At 57.7% G+C, this 18,141-nt stretch carries 19 protein-coding genes; 8 read left to right on the top strand and 11 right to left on the bottom strand.

What is annotated here, in order from left to right; genetic code table 11:
- The first annotated feature begins 65 nt into the window (after positions 1–65).
- From radC to mutM, 4 genes are all read left to right on the top strand, one after another.
- Positions 66–749 carry a RadC family protein gene (gene radC, locus ACJ8MK_RS22830; protein ID WP_033654522.1) on the top strand — a complete coding sequence of 228 codons (684 nt, stop codon included), beginning with the start codon at positions 66–68 and terminating at the stop codon, positions 747–749.
- Positions 750–1,011: 262 nt separating this feature from the next.
- Entirely contained in the window at positions 1,012–1,248 is a 237-nt protein-coding gene (gene rpmB, locus ACJ8MK_RS22825; protein ID WP_004931195.1) for a 50S ribosomal protein L28, read from the top strand.
- 11 nt (positions 1,249–1,259) lie between these two features.
- A complete protein-coding gene (gene rpmG / locus ACJ8MK_RS22820; RefSeq protein ID WP_002442576.1) occupies positions 1,260–1,427 on the top strand; it encodes a 50S ribosomal protein L33 in 168 nt (55 codons plus the stop codon).
- 82 nt (positions 1,428–1,509) lie between these two features.
- Complete coding sequence (mutM, locus tag ACJ8MK_RS22815; RefSeq protein WP_101427565.1) at positions 1,510–2,325, top strand: bifunctional DNA-formamidopyrimidine glycosylase/DNA-(apurinic or apyrimidinic site) lyase; 816 nt, start codon at positions 1,510–1,512, stop codon at positions 2,323–2,325.
- Positions 2,326–2,328: 3 nt separating this feature from the next.
- Here mutM and coaD read toward each other — a convergent pair whose 3' ends face one another.
- The 3 genes from coaD to waaA are packed head-to-tail and all read right to left on the bottom strand — an operon-like array spanning position 2,329 to position 4,869.
- On the bottom strand, positions 2,329–2,814 hold the full coding sequence (coaD, locus tag ACJ8MK_RS22810; RefSeq protein WP_004931181.1) for a pantetheine-phosphate adenylyltransferase: 486 nt from the start codon (positions 2,812–2,814) through the stop codon (positions 2,329–2,331).
- Positions 2,815–2,817: 3 nt separating this feature from the next.
- Positions 2,818–3,591, bottom strand: coding sequence for a glycosyltransferase family 2 protein (locus ACJ8MK_RS22805; RefSeq protein WP_041037400.1), 774 nt, complete (start codon positions 3,589–3,591; stop codon positions 2,818–2,820).
- Positions 3,592–4,869, bottom strand: coding sequence for a lipid IV(A) 3-deoxy-D-manno-octulosonic acid transferase (gene waaA, locus ACJ8MK_RS22800; RefSeq protein ID WP_025304695.1), 1,278 nt, complete (start codon positions 4,867–4,869; stop codon positions 3,592–3,594). It abuts the gene before it with no gap.
- Positions 4,870–4,994: 125 nt separating this feature from the next.
- Here waaA and ACJ8MK_RS22795 point away from each other — a divergent pair, with 125 nt between their 5' ends.
- The gene (locus ACJ8MK_RS22795; protein WP_033649739.1) at positions 4,995–6,008 is read left to right on the top strand and encodes a glycosyltransferase family 9 protein; all 1,014 of its coding nucleotides are present in this window, start codon (positions 4,995–4,997) and stop codon (positions 6,006–6,008) included.
- Positions 6,009–6,052: 44 nt separating this feature from the next.
- On the opposite strand, the gene ACJ8MK_RS22790 is transcribed toward ACJ8MK_RS22795, so the two are convergent.
- From ACJ8MK_RS22790 to rfaQ, 3 genes are read right to left on the bottom strand one after another with little or no spacing between them, the layout of a single operon-like run.
- A complete protein-coding gene (locus tag ACJ8MK_RS22790) occupies positions 6,053–7,153 on the bottom strand; it encodes a glycosyltransferase (RefSeq protein WP_033649738.1) in 1,101 nt (366 codons plus the stop codon).
- A gap of 2 nt (positions 7,154–7,155) precedes the next feature.
- Positions 7,156–8,283: a glycosyltransferase family 4 protein gene (locus ACJ8MK_RS22785; RefSeq protein WP_033649737.1), complete on the bottom strand. Its 1,128-nt coding sequence runs from the start codon at positions 8,281–8,283 to the stop codon at positions 7,156–7,158.
- Entirely contained in the window at positions 8,280–9,362 is a 1,083-nt protein-coding gene (rfaQ, locus tag ACJ8MK_RS22780; protein WP_033649736.1) for a putative lipopolysaccharide heptosyltransferase III, read from the bottom strand. The genes ACJ8MK_RS22785 and rfaQ overlap by 4 nt, the downstream gene beginning before the upstream one ends.
- A gap of 210 nt (positions 9,363–9,572) precedes the next feature.
- Here rfaQ and ACJ8MK_RS22775 point away from each other — a divergent pair, with 210 nt between their 5' ends.
- Together ACJ8MK_RS22775 and ACJ8MK_RS22770 are read left to right on the top strand one after the other, a co-directional pair.
- Positions 9,573–10,529 carry a polysaccharide deacetylase family protein gene (locus ACJ8MK_RS22775; RefSeq protein ID WP_033636469.1) on the top strand — a complete coding sequence of 319 codons (957 nt, stop codon included), beginning with the start codon at positions 9,573–9,575 and terminating at the stop codon, positions 10,527–10,529.
- Between the two features lie 6 nt (positions 10,530–10,535).
- Positions 10,536–11,630 (top strand): glycosyltransferase family 9 protein, encoded by a 1,095-nt coding sequence (locus ACJ8MK_RS22770; RefSeq protein ID WP_086580719.1) that lies wholly within the window; start codon positions 10,536–10,538, stop codon positions 11,628–11,630.
- A 44-nt stretch (positions 11,631–11,674) separates the two neighbouring features.
- On the opposite strand, the gene ACJ8MK_RS22765 is transcribed toward ACJ8MK_RS22770, so the two are convergent.
- The 5 genes from ACJ8MK_RS22765 to rfaD are packed head-to-tail and all read right to left on the bottom strand — an operon-like array spanning position 11,675 to position 16,702.
- Positions 11,675–12,844, bottom strand: coding sequence for an O-antigen ligase family protein (locus ACJ8MK_RS22765; RefSeq protein ID WP_334283103.1), 1,170 nt, complete (start codon positions 12,842–12,844; stop codon positions 11,675–11,677).
- On the bottom strand, positions 12,828–13,730 hold the full coding sequence (locus ACJ8MK_RS22760) for a sugar glycosyltransferase (protein ID WP_342162093.1): 903 nt from the start codon (positions 13,728–13,730) through the stop codon (positions 12,828–12,830). The genes ACJ8MK_RS22765 and ACJ8MK_RS22760 overlap by 17 nt, the downstream gene beginning before the upstream one ends.
- Positions 13,730–14,701 carry a lipopolysaccharide heptosyltransferase RfaC gene (gene rfaC, locus ACJ8MK_RS22755; RefSeq protein ID WP_342162094.1) on the bottom strand — a complete coding sequence of 324 codons (972 nt, stop codon included), beginning with the start codon at positions 14,699–14,701 and terminating at the stop codon, positions 13,730–13,732. Before rfaC ends, ACJ8MK_RS22760 begins: the two co-directional genes overlap by 1 nt.
- 2 nt (positions 14,702–14,703) lie before the next feature.
- A complete protein-coding gene (rfaF, locus tag ACJ8MK_RS22750; RefSeq protein WP_033649730.1) occupies positions 14,704–15,750 on the bottom strand; it encodes an ADP-heptose--LPS heptosyltransferase RfaF in 1,047 nt (348 codons plus the stop codon).
- Positions 15,751–15,772: 22 nt separating this feature from the next.
- Positions 15,773–16,702 (bottom strand): ADP-glyceromanno-heptose 6-epimerase, encoded by a 930-nt coding sequence (gene rfaD / locus ACJ8MK_RS22745; RefSeq protein ID WP_089186598.1) that lies wholly within the window; start codon positions 16,700–16,702, stop codon positions 15,773–15,775.
- A gap of 240 nt (positions 16,703–16,942) precedes the next feature.
- On the opposite strand from rfaD, the gene kbl reads away from it, so the two are divergent.
- On the top strand, positions 16,943–18,139 hold the full coding sequence (gene kbl, locus ACJ8MK_RS22740) for a glycine C-acetyltransferase (protein ID WP_033636462.1): 1,197 nt from the start codon (positions 16,943–16,945) through the stop codon (positions 18,137–18,139).
- Positions 18,140–18,141: the final 2 nt, after the last annotated feature.

The following is an 18,141-nucleotide window of genomic DNA, read 5'->3' as shown; positions in this document are numbered from 1 at the left end:
TCAAACACCTGTCGAACGCGCCGGGCGGCACATGGCATGCTGTAGCCCTTTCAGGGAGGAACACGATGAGCAACTCGATTGTGGCGTGCTGGCCGGGCGCGCTGGCACCGCGTGAAAAGCTGCTGATGCAGGGGGCGGCGGCGCTGTCCGACGCAGAGCTGTTGGCCATTTTCTTGCGCACCGGGTTGCCCGGCGTGCACGTGATGCAGCTGGCGGAGCAGCTGCTGCGCCGGTTCGGCTCGCTTTATCACCTGATGTCGGCCGATCATCAGGCTTTTTGCAGCCAAAAAGGCCTGGGGGACGCCAGCTATACGCAGCTGCAGGCGATTGCCGAGCTGGCGCTGCGCTTCTTTTCCAGCCATTTGTCGCAGGAAAACGCCATGCTCAATCCGCGCGTCACCCAGCATTATCTGCAAAGCCTGCTGGCGCATCGCGAGCGGGAGGTCTTTTTGGTATTGTTTTTAGACAATCAGCACCGGGTTATTCGCCATCAGGAGATGTTTGCTGGTACCATCAGCAGCGTCGTCGTCTACCCGAGAGAAATTGTGCGCGAAGCGTTGAAGGCTAATGCCGCCGCGCTGATTCTCGCGCATAATCACCCTTCGGGTAAGGCTGAACCCAGTCATGCCGACCGCTTGATAACGGAACAGGTGGTGAAAGCCTGTCAGTTATTGGAGATCCGAGTGCTTGATCATTTGGTGATCGGTCGGGGTGAATGCGTCTCTTTTGCCGAGCGCGGATGGCTTTAAGCGATTTTTTCGCGATCCTTGTGGGATCTTTAGCTGTTCGGGACTTGAGCACTTACGCTTCAGAGCGTATACTACGCCACCTTTGAGAATCTTGGGTTTGGCGCAAGAGCCTATCTCAGCAGGTTTCTGACCTGATGTGTGGTTTCTACCTGATGACGAGAGTCTCCTCAGTATGAAGTTTGCTGAGATGGGCTCTAAAAGCCTGACGAGGCGGCCATACCCTATACGAAGCTCGAGCTGATTTGATTTTTGGAGAATAGACATGTCCCGAGTCTGCCAAGTTACTGGCAAGCGCCCGGTGAGCGGTAACAACCGTTCCCACGCAATGAACGCGACCAAACGCCGTTTTCTGCCTAACCTGCACTCACACCGTTTTTGGGTTGAGGCTGAGAAGCGCTTTGTAACTCTGCGTGTATCTGCTAAAGGTATGCGTGTTATCGATAAGAAGGGTATTGAGACGGTTCTGGCCGATCTGCGTGCCCGTGGTGAGAAGTATTAAGGAACTGAATCATGGCTAAAGGTGTTCGCGAGAAGATCAAGCTGGTTTCTTCTGCTGGTACTGGTCACTTCTATACCACCACGAAGAACAAGCGTACTAAGCCGGAAAAATTGGAACTGAAGAAATTCGATCCAGTTGTCCGTCAGCACGTAGTATACAAAGAAGCTAAAATTAAATAATTTTAGTGGATTAATGAAAAACCCGGCCTTGGCCGGGTTTTTTTGTTTTATAAAGGGTAGAAAACGTCGGAGGGGAAGCCAGATGCCTGAATTACCGGAAGTTGAGACGAGCAGACGCGGTATAGAGCCTTATCTTGTCGGCCACAGCATTCAGTATGCGGTGGTGCGCAACGCGCGCCTGCGCTGGCCGGTTTCCGAGCAGATCCTGACGCTGAGCGATCGGCCGGTGCTCAGCGTGCAGCGCCGGGCCAAATACCTGCTGATCGAGCTGGAGAACGGTTGGATTATCGTGCACCTGGGCATGTCGGGCAGCCTGCGCATGCTGCGCGAGGAAAACGAAGACGAAGCCGGCAAACACGACCACGTCGATCTGGTGATCAGCAACGGCATGATCCTGCGCTATACCGATCCGCGCCGTTTCGGCGCCTGGCTGTGGTGCGAAGATTTGGCGACCAGCAGCGTGTTGGCGCATCTGGGGCCGGAACCGCTGAGCGAAGCGTTCAACGGCGACTACCTGTATGAAAAATCACGTAATAAGCGCACGCTGATCAAACCGTGGCTGATGGATAACAAGCTGGTGGTCGGGGTCGGCAATATTTACGCCAGCGAATCGCTGTTCAGCGCCGGGATCTTGCCCGATCGTCCCGCGGGATCGTTGAGCAAAGCCGAAGCGGCGCTGCTGGCGCAGACCATCAAGGCGGTGTTGCAGCGCTCTATCGAGCAGGGCGGCACGACATTGCGCGACTTTTTGCAGTCGGACGGCAAACCGGGATATTTCGCGCAGGAACTGCAGGTTTACGGGCGGGCGGGAGAACCCTGCCGCACGTGCGGCACGCCGATCGAATCCGCTAAGCACGGGCAGCGCAGCACCTTCTTTTGCCGCCGCTGCCAGCGCTGAGCATTACTCGGCGGCGAGCTTCGCCATCAGCGCCTGGGTGACCACATCCGGCAGGAAAGGCGCGATATCGCCGCCGTGACGGGCGACCTCCTTCACCAGTGAGGAGGAGATAAACGACCACTCTTCGGAAGGCATCAGGAACACGCTTTCCAGCGTCGGCATCAAATGGCGGTTCATGTTCGCCAGCTGCAATTCGTATTCAAAGTCAGACACTGCACGCAGGCCGCGCACCAGGATATTGGCATTTTGGTGAGCGGCAAAGTGCGCCATCAGCTCGCTGAAGCCCAGCACTTCCACATTGTCCAGATGCGAGGTGACCTGCGTCGCCAACGCCACGCGTTCATCCAGGCTGAACAGCGGCTTTTTACTCGGGCTGGCGGCGATGGCCAGAATCACGTGATCGAACATCAGTGATGCGCGCGTCACTAAATCCAGGTGGCCGTTGGTCATGGGATCGAAGGTCCCGGGATAGATGGCTTTGCTGGTCATGATTCACTTCTCTGAGTAGTTGCGGCCCAATGCCCATAATGCGGCATATTTATTGAAGGTATATTGCGCGTTGACCACCGCTAACAGCAACCCCTGTTTACCGTCGAGGAAGCCGGCGCGCAGCAGCCAGGTTTTGACGAAGGCGCCGAGCGTGTGGGTCAGGATAGACAGGTAGCCGCAACGCTTGCCGGCCCGGTGGCGTTGCGTTGCCCACTCTTCGGCGTAGCGCAGCTGTTTGCGCTGGAAGGCGAAGAAATCGCGGCAGGTCAGGTGCAGCATATCGCCGCTGAGGGGGATCACTTTGGCGCCGCCGATGTTCAGCGATTCGTGCACCAGATCGTCGTTATAGCGATAGCGTCGGTTGGCGTACAGGCGGTTGACGCGGTCGGGATACCAGCCGCTGTGGCGCATGAAGCGGCCAAGGAACAGATTGCGCCGCGCACAGCTGTAGACGGCGCCGTCGTCCGGCGCGTTCAACACCCGTTCGATGGATTGCCGCAGCTCGGGCGTGACGCGTTCGTCGGCGTCGATCATCAGAACGTAGTCATGGCTGGCGTAGCTTTGCGCCAGCTGGCGCTGCTTGCCGAACCCTTGCCAGTCGGTGTGCGTGAAGACTTTGGCGCCCAGGCTTTCGGCGATGGCGACGCTGTCGTCCTCGCTGCCGGAGTCCAGCACGATGATTTCATCGGCCCACTCGACCGAGCGCAGACAGTCCGGCAACAGCCCGGCTTCGTTTTTGGCGATCATCACCACCGACAGGCTTTTGCGGCTGCTCATTCAGTGGCTCCGGGGCGGCAGGTGCGGTTCCAGCAGCTGCAGCAGGCGCTGCAACGCTCCCTGATTCTGATACAGCACTTCCACCGCATGGCGGCCGTAGTAGCGGCGGTAGTCTTCGTCGGTCAGCAGGGTTTCCACTTCCTTCACCAGCGAATCCACGTCGGTCACGGTGATCAGGCCTTCGGCCTGCGAAAGCTTGGCGCAGATGTCTTTGAAGTTGAAGGTATGCGGGCCCATCAACACCGGGATGGCGTGCGCGGCGGCTTCCAGCGGGTTATGTCCGCCGCGTTCCACCAGGCTGCCGCCGACAAAGGCCAGATCGGCGATGCCGTACAGCAGCATCAGCTCGCCCATGGTATCGCCGATCACCACCTGGGTGCTGCCGGACGGAATTTCGCCGCTGCTGCGCAGGGTGTAGCTGAAGCCGGCTTTCTGCACCAGCTCCTTGGCGGTCGGAAAGCGCTCCGGGTGACGCGGCACCAGGATCAGCAGCAGATCGGGGTGTTTTTCCAGCAGTTTGCGGTGCGCTTCCAGCAGGATGGTTTCTTCCCCGTCATGGGTACTGGTGGCGATCCACACCGGGCGGCGCGGCGCCCATTGGCGGCGCAGCGTAACGGCGCGGGCGGCCAGCTCCGGGGTGACGGAGATATCGAACTTCAGGCTGCCGGTCACGGCCAGCTGAGAGCGCTTCAGGCCCAGCTCGATAAACCGATCGCCGTCTTCCTGGTTCTGGGCGGCGATCAGCGTGATGCGGCGCAGCATATCGCGCATGAATCCGCCAATTTTCTTATAGCCGGCGGCGGAGCGGGCCGACAGGCGCGCATTGGCGATCACCAGGGGGATCTGCCGCTGATGCAGCGCGTTGATCAGGTTGGGCCACAGCTCGGTTTCCATGATGATCACCAGCTTGGGATTCACCTGATCGAGGAAGCGGTTCATGGAGCCGGGCAGATCGTAGGGCAGATAGACATGATGCACGTCTTTGCCGAAAGCGGACTGGACGCGTTCTGAACCTGTTGGGGTCATTGTGGTCACAGTTATCGGCAAAGCGGGGTAACGATGGCGCAGCGCCCGCACCAGCGGGATGGCCGCCAGCGTTTCGCCGACGGAGACGGAATGCAGCATGATGCCGCCTGGCACGACTTTCCCGGCGCAGAAGCCATAGCGTTCCGCCCAGCGTTTACGGTAGGCTGGAGCTTTGCGGCTGCGCAGCAGTAAGCGGAGCCAGATCAGGGGTTGGATGAGGTAGAGTAGTACCTGATATAAACGCAGCAACATTCTATCAATTTCATTTATATGGGTTATTCGGAATAGTACCATAACTGGAAGGGAAAGGCGCTAATTTGGTAACCTTGGGTGTCAGTTTCAGACAACCGGCGAGCGATTTCGCCGACAGGCTCGGAATGAAGAATATTTTAATTATTCGCCGCGATAACATCGGCGATCTTGTTTGCACCACGCCCTTGATTGAAGGGGTGAAAATTGCCTATCCGGACGCAAAAGTTTATCTGCTGATCAATAAAGTCAGCCAGGACGTCGTTAAAAACAACCCTCATCTCGAGAAAGTCTTTGTCTATAAAAAGGCCAAGCACAAGGCGAAAAATGAAACGACGCTGGGCGTTTATTTCGAGCGTCTGATGATCTTCCTGAAGCTGCGCAAAATAAAATTCGATGCGGTCATTCTGGCCAACCCGGTGCCTTGCAAATACAGTTTACGTTTAGCGAAAATGGCTGGCGCCACCCATATCATCGGCGCCGATTTGGGCACGAAAGATATTCATCGCCCGTTCCGCAAGGACGATTTCAACGGTCAACATCAGGTCGAACATACCTACAGCTATTTATCGGCGATAACCGATCAGTCCATTCCGATCCCGCCGGTGCGGGTGTTTCTGACGCCTGAAGAGCGGCAATTGGCGGCGCAACGGCTGCAGGAGCGTCTGCCGCCGGTCGAACGGGTATGCGCCGTGCATATCAGCAGCCGCAGCCCGAAAAGGCGTTGGCCGGTTGAACGCTATGCCGAAATCATCAACCGTCTGGTTGCCGATCCCCACACCGGCGTGCTGATCTTCTGGTCGCCGCAGGGCACGCTGGCGCCGGACGACATCGGCGACCAGCAGCGCGCCGAACAGCTGCTGGCGCTGTGTCAAAACGAACGCGTCGCGCTTTATCCGACGGCGTCGGTGCGTGAGCTGTTGGGCGGGTTTGATTTATGCGACCGGGTGCTGTGCAGCGACGGTGGGCAGATGCATCTTGCCGCCGCGTTGAATAAGGACATGGTAGTGTTCTTTGGCGATACCGATAAAGCCTCCTGGCATCCATGGACCGGCCGTCATCATATTTTGCAAAGTGAGTCGGGGCACTGTGAGGATGTTTCTGTCGATGAGGTTTGGCAGAAAATGCAGGCGCTCAGCTAGCTAAGAAAATAAGGCAGGCATCCCCTGCCTTATTTCATTCTTTATTATTTTCTTTCCAGTTCCAGATATTGGCGGCAAATAGGCTCAAGCCCATAGCTCAGCAATTGCTGTTGATTTATCTGCGGCGGATTGGCGTAAATCTCCGCCATTTTTTCTGCCAGCGACGCTTCGTTTAATTCCGCCAGCGCGTTAGCCATGCCGGCTTTTTCCAGAATTTCCGCAGGGCCACCCGGACAACGAGTGCTGACCACCGGTGTGCCGCACAGCAGCGATTCTACCAGCACGTTGCCAAACCCTTCGCTGTCGGAGCTGAGCACCAGCAGCGAGGCATGGCGAATAAACGGGTAGGGATTAGCCTGGAAACCGAGAAACAGTACGCGCTCTGCAATGCCCAGGTCTGTCGCCAGACGTTTGACCTCGGCGACTCTGGCGTCGTCCCCGGCGCCGATCAAGGCCAGCGGCGCCTGAATGCCGGAGTGCGCATAGGCTTTCAGCAGGCGGTCATGCCGCTTGGTGGCGTGGAAGCGGCCGACGTGCACCAGATAGTCCTGGCCGGCCAGTTCGCAAGGCATCGCCGCCTGTTGCTGGATGGCGTCGATATCGAACGGGTTGTTGATGACCGCCAGCCGGCGCGGGCGGATCGGCAAGTTCTGCTGCAGATCGTCGCCGACCGCCCGTGAAACGGCGACGATGTTTCTTCCCTGGTAAACGTTGGCGATTTTGCGTTGCTTCAGCCAGCGATCCAGGCCCTTGCGGTGGCCGAGGTAGGAGGTGGAGAGAATGCCGTGAATGCAGAACCACAGGCGATCCGCGGCCAACCGCTTGCTGCGGCTGACGATGCGATCGGTTTTATGCAGGTTGGAGAACACCAGATCGAACGCGCCGTGTTGGCGCTCGTGTTCGGCTATCGCCCGATCCAGCGCGCCGGCGCGGCGCGACAGCTCGGTCAGCTTGCGCCAGGGGGCGCGGCTGCGATCGGCCACCACCTGATAATCAATGCCCGGCGGGATAGGGTAATTGCAGACGTCGCGCAGCGAGATCAGACTGACGTCATGCCCCTGTTGCTGCATGCCCTGGCACAGGGTCAGCACCACTTTTTCCGCGCCGCCTCCCGGCAGGCCGTCGATGATCATCAGAATACGCATAGCTAATCCAGTAACCGGTTATAGAGGGAAATAAGCTGTTCGGACAGATGCGCCGGCGTAGCCGGCATAATACGCAATCTTGCCGCTTCGCCCATGGATGATCCCAGCGCCTGGCGCGGCAGCGCGCGAATGGCCTCCGCGATGGCCGGTACGTCGAGCGCATCGGTCACGAAGCCGTTCTGGCCGGGGGTGATAAACTCGGCGCCGCCGCAGGTGGTGCTGGTGATAACCGGCAGGCCGCACGACATCGCTTCCAGAATCACATTCGGGAACGGATCGTACAGCGTCGGCAGCAGCAGCGCATCTGCGGCCTGATAAAACGGCAAGGTCTGTTTCTGCACGCCCATAAAGTGAACCCGATCGCTGCAGCCCAGCGACTGTGCCAGCGCCCGGTAGCGTTTTTCGGCCTTGTCTTTGCCGACCACCAACAGGTGGCTGTCGGTCGCTGCCACGGCGCGGATGGCGGCCGCCAGCCCTTTGCGCTCAAAGCCGGAACCGACGAAGATCAGGCAGTGCGCCTGTTGCGGGATCTGATACTGCTCGCGCAGACGTTGGCGCAGGGCCTCGTCGGCGGGCGGGAACTTTTGATTATCGATGGCGTTATAGATCACCGTAATTTTTTCGGCGGGCACGCCAAAGTCCGCGATGATTTCCTGCTTGATCATCTCGGCGTTGCAGATGACGGCTTTCAGCTCCGGTGCGGCATACATGGCGCGTTCGGCGCACATCACATAGCGGTGATAACGGTTGGAGAACAGCCATTTGCGGCGCCATTCCGGCAGCAGACGCGCGCGTTGCAGCAGCCAGCGGCGGTGTACGCCGTCGCCGGCGCGGTAGATGTCGCAGCCGGGAATGCGCTCGTGGCTTTGCACCAGATCAAAATGCTCTTTCTGCCACAGCGCCCTGGCCGCCACGGCGAAGCCCCGTTCGCGGCTGATGCGGCCGAGTTTTAGCGGGTTGCACAGGTGGATATGCCAGTTGGGATTGGCGTCACCCTGCCATTCGCGGGTGATGACGTTCAGATCGAGATCCTGTTGCTCCAGCGCCTCCAGGGCGCGGGAAACGAAACGTTCGGCCCCGCCGTCCGGGCGGTATTTTTGGCGAACGATCGCCAAACGAAATGCTTTCATGCCAGCGTGCTCCGCGCGGCTGCAATCACCGCGTCTGTAGGAATAAGGTCGAGATACCGTTCGTCGGTGCCGGTATCGATGGCGTCCGGATCGGGCAGTTCGCCGAAGTCGCCGGCCCAGATCACGGCGCCGGTAGCCTGCCACGGCCGCCAGAAAGTCAGCTTGGAAGGGCCGAACAACGCTACGCACGGCGTGTGCAGCGCGGCGGCCATGTGCATTGGCACCGAATCCACGCCGATAAACAGCTTGGCGTGGTCGATCAGGGCGGCCAGCTGGCGCAGCGTCAGCTGGCCGGCTAACGAAATCACGCCCTGCGGCGGGCAGAGCGCCAAAATGCGCTCTACCATGGCTTGTTCTCTGGCGTCGGGGCCGGAGGTGATCACCAGCTGGTGGCCGTCGGCCTGCAAGGCGGTGAGGGTGGCTGCCATTTTCTCTTCGCTCCAGCATTTGAAGAACCAGCGCGAGGTGGGCTGCACCACAATATAACTGCCGGTGACGCCCTGTTTCTGTAACCGTTGCTCACATGCCTGCCAATCCTGCGGATCGTAACTCATGGTCACATGATCACTGAGCGCGGGCAGGTTCAGCGGCGCCAGCAGCGAGAGGTTTTGTTCGACGGTATGCAGGTGGGCGTGATTGTCGACCGGCACCAGCTGCGTGTGGCAGTGGCGCCACAGGAAGCCGCGGCGTTTGGGGAAATCGAAGCCCAGACGGATGCGCGCGCCGGTCAGGCGCGTGAGGATGGCGCTGCGCCACTGATCGGCCAGGTTGACCACCAGATCGTAGCGCTGCGCCTTCAGGCGGCGCAGCAGCGCCAGTTCGTGCCCCAGATGCGCGCGGGCGCCCTGTTTTTTCCATTGGCGGTCGATGGCGAACAGCGTCGACAGTTCCGGATTACTGGCCAGCATCTCCTGCGTTTCCTGATACAGCAGCACATCGATCTGCGCCTGCGGGTAGTTTTGCCGCAGGCTGCTGATGACCGGCGTGACCAGCAGCATATCGCCGTGATGGCGCAGTTTTATGATCAAAATACGCTGTACGGATGGGGCGGAAGTTGGGGCTGGCGCGTCGTTCATCATGAGTCGCTTTCTGGGAAACCAATCTTTGATTCTAAATGACCCGATCGCATGTGGCTACTGTTGCAAGGTTTTCTTGCCGGGCCGCAAAAAAATCGCCGAGCCGGGGACGAATGCGTTTCAATGTTGTCCAAACCAGGCAGCAAAGTCGTTTGCCCTGGCGAAACGGGCTGCGTAACATAGTGCATTCTGTTGATATCAGGCTCGATATTCATGACTAAACCGGCGTTTCTCATCACCATTGATACCGAAGGCGATAATCTGTGGCAAAACCACGATCGCATCGCGACCGAAAACACGCGTTTCTTGCCGCGCTTTCAGGCATTGTGCGAAAAATACGCCTTCAAACCGGTTTATCTCACCAACTATGAAATGGCGATGGATCCGGCTTACGTCGAGTTCGCGCGTGACGTGATCGCCCGCGGCGCGGGTGAAGTCGGCATGCACCTGCACGCCTGGAACAGCCCGCCGCTAACGCCGCTCACCGACGACGACTGGCGCCACAAACCGTATTTGATCGAGTATCCCGCCGATCAGATCCGCGCCAAGGTCGATCACATGACCAAGCTGCTGGAAGATGCCTTCCAGACCAAAATGCTCAGCCATCGCGCCGGCCGCTGGGCGTTCAACGAATATTATGCCTCGCTGCTGCTGGAGTATGGCTATCAGGTGGACTGTTCGGTGACGCCGCGCGTCAACTGGCAGTTTTCGCCGGGCAATCCGCAGGGCAACGGCGGCACCGATTACAGCCGGTTCCCGTCGCAGGCCTATTTCATCGATCCGCAGAACATTGCCAAACCGGGCGCTTCGGCGCTGCTGGAAGTGCCGATGAGCATTCAGTATAAGCACTCGGCGCTGATGAACGCGTTCAAGCAAGGTTATGATCGGCTGCGCGGCAAGCGGCGTTCGCCGTCCGTCAACTGGCTGCGGCCAAGTGGCGGCAACGTGGCCAAGATGATAAGCGTGGCTGAAGCGTCGCTGGCGCAGGGGCATGACTACGTCGAATTTATGCTGCACTCCTCCGAGTTTATGCCGGGCGGCAGCCCGACGTTCAAAACCGAGCAGGATATCGAAGTGCTGTACCGCGATCTGGAACAGCTGTTTGACTGGCTGCAGCAGCGCACGGTGGGCATGACGCTGGCCGAGTATTATCAACTTAAAGCGAATTAAACCAATATGTCGAAACAATGGAAAGTCAAGCTGGCTAACGCTTGTCTCCGATTTTATACGAAGTTTGGCAGCAACTATAAAGATAAGCGCTCGTTTGATAAAAATCGCGATTTTGAGCGTATTGCTATTTTTTCGACAACCGCGTTGGGCGATTTGATGTTCAATACCCCGGCGATCCGTGCGATCCGTGAACGTTATCCCTCCGCCAAACTCACGTTGGTATCCAGCTACAAGAATGGCGGTTTAGTCGGAACCAGCAGCTATTTTTCCGACGTCATTTATTGGGATCACAAAGCCAAGGATATGCTCGGTGTCATCCGTCGATTGAAAAAGAATCGCCCGCAGTTGGCGGTGATACTGCATTCGAAAGCGCCATATGATGTTATCACGGCGATATGTTCCGGTTGCGAGTACTTATTTAAAGATGTGTATAAAAACGATTTGAGCGGTATGGAGCAGTGGTTGACCGGCATCAGCATTCGCGATCGAGGCCACCTGATTCAACGCAAGCTGGATCTGGTTAGCCAATTGGGATGCGATGCGCAGAATCGGGAAATGTTTATTCCGGTGGATTTTCCTCAACAGCCGAAACCACTGGGTAAGGTGGTGATTGGGTTTCAAATGGGGGCTTCTGAGACCTTGCGTTGTTGGCCGGTTAGCCACTTTATCTGCCTGGCGAAAATGTTGCTGGCGCATTCGACGGAGTATCAAATTGCCTTGATCGGTGCACCAAAAGAGCAAGTGATAGAGCGTGAATTTATGGCGGGTTTAACGGAGGAAGAACAGAGTCGGGTATCCAGTTATATTGGCAAAACGACGTTGCCGCAATTGTTGGGGGCTATAGACAATATGGATGTGCTGGTTACCGGTGATACCGGGCCATTGCATTTGGCTATTGCGCTGAAAACCAAAACCGTCAGCCTGTTCGTGACCGCCGATCCGAAACAAACGGGCCCTTATCAGAACCCTGAGCTGCATCAGGTCATGCACGTACCGACGGAGACGCAGCAACTGAGCGATGTACAGCGCCGGCAACCTTTAAGCATTATCACCAGTCAGAAGGTAATGGAGAAGGTTATGTTGAGTCTCGGTACCGCATAAGGTTGCTGAAAATCTGGGGCGGTCTATAGAACCGCTCCGGGCAGCTAACCGGCGTTGGGTTTCACTCTGGTCGTCATGATGACCGCCAACGGGAACCAGAATAAGTACCAGGATTCAGACGGATTACCTACCACGAACATCCCCTGAGATGTATAAAACAGCAGAATAAAGATAAACAGCGCGGCTTCCAGACGCATGCCGTCGCGCATGCGCCGCAGGGCCAGCAAGGCGCTATAGCTCAATACCGCCATTAACAGTGCCAGACCCACGATGCCGCCTTTCAGTAACGCGCCCCAATAGAGACTGTGGGTGGTGCGTATGTACTCACCGGAATAATTAGTGAAAGACAGCTCATAGTTGAATCCATAACCAAAGTAAGGACTTTGGCCGACCAGCTCGAAAATATGTCGCCAGATGCTCAGGCGAAGGGAGCTTTGGGTATACATTTCTTCGAAACGTGTCAGCAGCAATTGCCCTATTTCTGAAGATAAAATCACTGTACTAACCGCGACCAGCGCGATAAGAAAATAAGCGGCGTGCTTCAGTTTTAAGTGCCTATAGGATTGCGTTACCAGCAAGGCAATAAATAGGGAAATCATCGGTCCGCGACTTTGGGTCAGCAGCATGGTACCGAGCAGAATGGGTATGACGGCCAGAATAACCAGGCGCCGCTTCTCGCGAAATACGATCAGGCTAAGGAAGATGCCGATCCCTGCCAGCCCCGCCAAATCAATGACGTTTCCGGGACCCGGGTTGCTTTTCGAGACCTGCCGGCTGACTAGAATTTCTTGGTGATCAAAAACGAGCGAATACAGGCACAGGAGAGTGAGCCCCAGCGTGATGACGGTAAACAGCAAATCGCGTTTTGCGCCGTTAAGCACGCTGATCAGCATGGTCAGATAAAGCAGCAGGTAAACGCTGTGCGTCAGGGTTGATTCGATATTGGCCGGATCGTTAGACCAAAGATTGCTGAAAGCGAAGTAGCATAACATCGCTGCGGTCAGACCCAGCCCGCGGCGGACTTCATGATTCAGCGAAAAGGTTAGCCGAAGATCTGCATTGCGATACAGCGCGATCGTGAAAAAAATAGCGGCAAGGTGAAACAGATTATTCACTTTTGTATAGCCACAAAAAATAGCGCTGAAAAAGGAAAACAGAAACAGGAACACGACATAAAGTTGCCGTGGCTGAAAAGCGTTACTTGAAAATTTCATCGGGATTGATCTTGTCGAAAATGTCATTGCTGACTGCGCTGGCGACGGAAAGGTTCTTTACCATGATGTTCTTGGCTTTCATCATTTTGCTGGCATGGCTCAGCGACGGCATGATCAGACTGGTGATCTTGTCCTCCAACTCGGTTGGCAGCTTATTTTCCGCTGCTTCATAAAAACGGGGTTGGTGAAAGTTGTTCATATCCAACCCAATGATATACACCTGTTCGAAACCCAAGAACGTTAGAATTTGCAGCGCCCAGTAGGCGACAGTGCCAGCATCGAAGACGCCGTTGCGAATGTCGTGGCTAAAAGCGATATCCTGTCTATCGGCGGCAAATGCGACATTATTGTTATCGTGATAGGCCGCCCACAGTTCTTTGTTGACTATTCTGGCTTGGTAGATTTTAAAGGCGGCATCTTCAATCACTGCCAAACGGCACTTCACTTTCTCCAGGCTGAATCTGTCGATGATTTTAGCCACGCCGTGCACCGTAGTGAAAAGCGTCAGGCGAGAGTCGGTGATGATATCGCCGATTATTTCCGCCTTTTTATCGATAAAACCCATATCAACAATGACATAGAATCTAAAATCCACCTGATCATGCAAATAATAGGCGCCGTTAACACCCATGGCAGGCATGGTCGGGAATTTTTCCAAGTGGAGATTCTTCACCGAGGGGCCGGTGGCAGTCAGCAATATATCGCCAGAGAAACGCGCTTTCAGATCGGCCAATTGCACGAGCGGCACGCGTTGCCGACGGTAATTCAACTCGACGATCTCTCCGCTGGTGGCACGTTTTATCTTGACGTAAGGCCAGAGGTTTTCGTTATGCCTAAAAGGGCGCGCATGCGTATAGCGATAGATTTGCTTGAAAAATGTTCCCATTATACCGGCACCCTGTCGTGAATAAGCTCCATCACCTTCTGAGCGGAAATGTCCGCCATGCTATTGCTCTGTTCTGGCCGACAGGCGTATTGATTTTGCCCGTAGCCGCCGATCAGGCCGGGATCGGTCGGCCCGAACAGCGTGATGTTCGGTTTGTCGAGCGCGGCGGTCAAATGGCTGAGCCCGGTGTCGACCGAGACCACGCCCTTGGCGCCGGCCAGCACCTCGGCCACCTGCTGCAGGCTGAGCTTCGGCAGCACTTCGACATGTGAAAAACCTTCCGCCAAGCGCAGCGCGCGCTGATGTTCATGCTCTGCACCCCACGGCAGTTTGATCTTCAACCCGCTGTCCGCCGTCAGCGCGATCAGCTCGCGCCAGTTTTGCTCCGGCCAGTGCTTGTCGTCACGCGTCGTCGCGTGCAAAAACACCAAATACCGCCCGGCATCGGCCGGCGGGCTGCTGAGAAAGCGCGCGGCGATGGCGTAATCGCCGTAGCTGCCCGGTTTATCGTAGCCAAGGCTTTTGGCGAACAGTTCGCGCGTGCGTTCCACCGCGTGCTGCTGCTTGTCTATCTCATGGCGCACGTTGTAGAACCAGCTGGCGAACGGCTCGCGCGCGCTCTTGCAGTCCAGGCCATGTTTGTTGCCTTTGGCGATGCGCGTGATCAGCGCGGCGCTTTTGATTAGGCCCTGCGCGTCGATCACTACGTCATAACGGCGTTCTTGCAGCGCGCGCTTGAAGTCGCAGCGCTGTTGCCGGGTGTCGTTGCCGAACCAGTTCTTGCGCCAGCGGCGAATGGCCACCGGGATCACGCGATCCACCGCCGGGTGCCAGGTCGGGATTTGGCTGAAACCTTCTTCCACCACCCAGTCGAAGCGGATATCGGGAATGGCCTGCAGCGCGTCGGTCAGGGCGGGCAGCGTATGCAGCACGTCCCCCATTGAGGAGGTTTTTACGATTAACACCTGCATGACTATTCCTCGCTGGCGACAAGTAACGGCGTCAGCGCGTCCAACACTTGCTGCGGCTGAATATCGATCAAACTTTGGTGGTATCCCTGCTCGGCATCGCCCTTGCGCACCTTGTGGTAGCCGCTGATCAGGCGAATTACCCGCGCCTTGTCCGAGAGCGGCGGCGTGAAGTCGGGGCTGCTTGGGCCGTACAAGGCTATCAGCGGTTTATTCAACGCTGCGGCAACGTGCATTAAACCGGAGTCGTTGCTGACCACCGCCCGGCAGGCCGCGATCAGGATCACCGCCTGCTCCAGCTGGGTTTTTCCGGCCAGGTTAAGGCAGAAATCGCGGGCGTCTTCCTGCAGCGCGGCGCGGATCTGTTCGCCGGCTTCGTGATCTTTCGCCGAGCCGAACAGCGCGATCTGATAGCCGTTCTCGATCAGCCGCTGAGCCAGCGTCGCGTAGTGATAGTGCGGCCAGCGTTTGGCGGGGCCGAACTCCGCGCCCGGGCAGAAGCCGACGATCGGCCGGCTGTCGGTCAGGTTGAAGGCCGCGGTGGTGTCGGCGATCTCTTCGTCGCTCACCTGCAGCTGTGGCCACAGCAGCGGCTGCGGCAGATCGTCGGCGCGCTGAATGCGGCCTTTGTCATAGGCCAGCGCCACGTAGCGTTGCACCATCAGCGGGAAGGCCGCCTTGTCGAGCACGCGGACGTCGTTCAGCAGGCCGTAACGCATTTCGCCCCGCCAGCCGGTGCGCTGCGGGATATCGGCGAAGAAGGGCACCAGCGCGGATTTGAACGAGTTGGGTAGAACGTAAGCGCGATCGTAACGGTTGGCGCGCAGGGCGCGCCCCAGGCGGCGGCGCTCGCCGAGCCCCAGCGCGCCGTGGCCCAGCGGCATCGCCAGCGCCTGATTGACTTCCGGCATGCGCGCCAGCAGCGGGCGGCACCAGGCCGGCGCCATCACATCGATCTCCGCCGACGGGTATTCGGCCTTCAGGGTGCGATAGAGACTTTGCGACATCATCATGTCGCCAACCCAAGAAGGGCCGATAACCAGTATTTTCATACCCAGCGTTAATTCCTTCAGCTTATGCGGTGCGGTTCAACCAGGCCATGTACTCTTTCACCCCTTCGGCGACCGTTTTGAACGGTGCGTCGTAGCCGGCGGCGCGCAGCTTGGTCAGATCGGCCTGGGTGTACGCCTGATAGCGGCCCTTCAGCTTCTCCGGGAACTCGATGTATTCCACCGCGCCCTTCTGGTGGAAGTCCACCACTGCGTCGGCCACCGCCTGGAAGGTTTCCGCCCGGCCGGTGCCGCAGTTGAAGATGCCGGATTTGCCGGTTTCCCAGAACCACAGGTTAACCGCCGCCACGTCGCCGACGTAGATGAAGTCACGCTTGAAGTTTTCGCTGCCGGCGAACAGTTTCGGGTTTTCGCCGCGGTTGATCTGGGTATTCAGGTGGAAGGCGACGCTGGCCATGCTGCCTTTGTGGCCTTCGCGCGGGCCGTAAACGTTGAAGTAGCGGAAGCCGCAGATCTGCGAGTCCGCTTCCGGCAGGATCTCGCGCACGTACTGATCGAACAGGAATTTGGAGTAGCCGTACACGTTGAGCGGCGCTTCATACTCACGCTCTTCGATGAACTCTTCGCGGCCGCCGTAAGTGGCGGCGGAGGAGGCGTACAGGAACGGGATTTCGCGATCCAGGCAGTAGTGCAACAGGTCTTTGGAGTACTGATAGTTATTGTCCATCATGTACTTGCCGTCCCACTCGGTGGTCGCGGAGCAGGCGCCTTCGTGGAAGACCGCCTCGATATCGCCCAGATCGTCGCCGGCCATGATGCTGGCGATAAAGTCTTCTTTATCGATATAGTCGGCGATGTCCAGATCGACCAGGTTGACGAACTTGGTGCCGTCTTTCAGGTTATCCACCACCAGGATATCGCGATATCCCTTGTCGTTCAGTGCCTTAATGATGTTGCTGCCGATCATGCCGGCGCCGCCTGTGACGATAATCATTGGGTTACCCCTGCTAAGCTGCCTGGCGGGGCACAATGCCCCACGCTCAATGGTGGTTATCATAGCATTTCATGCCGCGGCAAACAGCGGAAGGGCTCCGAATATCCCGCATTGCCATTGAAGTCCGCTTTTTGCCGTGATATCTGCTGCAATTTTAATATTCTCTCCCGCGCATTCTCGTCAGTTTGGTTACAAATCAGTAAAATATGCCGCAAATAGCCCAATCCTGGAGATAACCGAATGTCAGCGTCTTTTTATCAGCAGTTGGAACAACAGCTTGCCGCCACTCGCAGTGAAGGGCTGTTCAAGGAAGAACGCATCATCACCTCCGCGCAACAGGCGGATATCGCCGTCGCCGACGGCAGCCATGTGATCAACTTCTGCGCCAATAACTACCTGGGCCTGGCCAACCATCCGGCGCTGATCGCCGCCGCCAAGTCGGGCATGGACAGCCACGGTTTCGGCATGGCGTCGGTGCGCTTCATCTGCGGCACCCAGGACAGCCACAAGCAGCTGGAACAGAAACTGGCGGCCTTCTTGGGCATGGAAGACGCGATCCTCTACTCCTCCTGCTTCGATGCCAACGGCGGGCTGTTCGAAACCCTGCTCGGCCCGGAAGACGCCATTATCTCCGATGCGCTGAACCACGCGTCGATCATCGACGGCGTGCGCCTGTGCAAGGCCAAGCGCTATCGCTACGCCAATAACGACATGGCCGAGCTGGCCGCGCAGCTGAAGCAGGCCAAAGCCGACGGCGCGCGCCACATCCTGATCGCCACCGACGGCGTCTTCTCGATGGACGGCGTGATCGCCAACCTGAAAGGGGTGTGCGATCTGGCGGACGAGTACCAGGCGCTGGTGATGGTGGATGACTCCCACGCGGTGGGCTTTGTCGGCGCCAACGGGCGCGGCACCCATGAATATTGCGAAGTGATGGGCCGCGTCGATATCATCACCGGTACGTTAGGCAAAGCGCTGGGCGGCGCGTCCGGCGGCTACACCGCCGCCAGGAAAGAAGTGGTGGAGTGGCTGCGTCAGCGTTCGCGCCCGTACCTGTTCTCCAACTCGCTGGCGCCGGCGATCGTCGCCGCGTCGATCAAAGTGCTGGAACTGCTGGAAGAGGGCGATGCCCTGCGCGATCGCCTGTGGGCCAACGCGCGTCTGTTCCGCGAAAAAATGACCGCCGCCGGCTTCACGTTGGCCGGCGCCGATCATGCCATCATCCCGGTCATGCTGGGTGAGGCGAAGCTGGCGCAGGAATTCGCCAATGCGTTGCTCAAGGAAGGCATCTATGTGACCGGTTTCTTCTATCCGGTGGTGCCGAAAGGCCAGGCGCGCATCCGTACCCAGATGTCTGCCGACCACACCCCGGAGCAAATCGAACGCGCAGTGGCGGCGTTTACACGTATCGGTAAGGATCTTGGCGTTATTGCATAAGG

The organism is Serratia sp. CY38905, from assembly GCF_052168875.1.
In the GTDB taxonomy this organism is placed as follows: domain Bacteria; phylum Pseudomonadota; class Gammaproteobacteria; order Enterobacterales; family Enterobacteriaceae; genus Serratia; species Serratia sarumanii.
The sequence above is the reverse complement of the archived record's forward strand: the minus strand, read 5'-3'. Positions and strand labels throughout refer to the sequence as shown.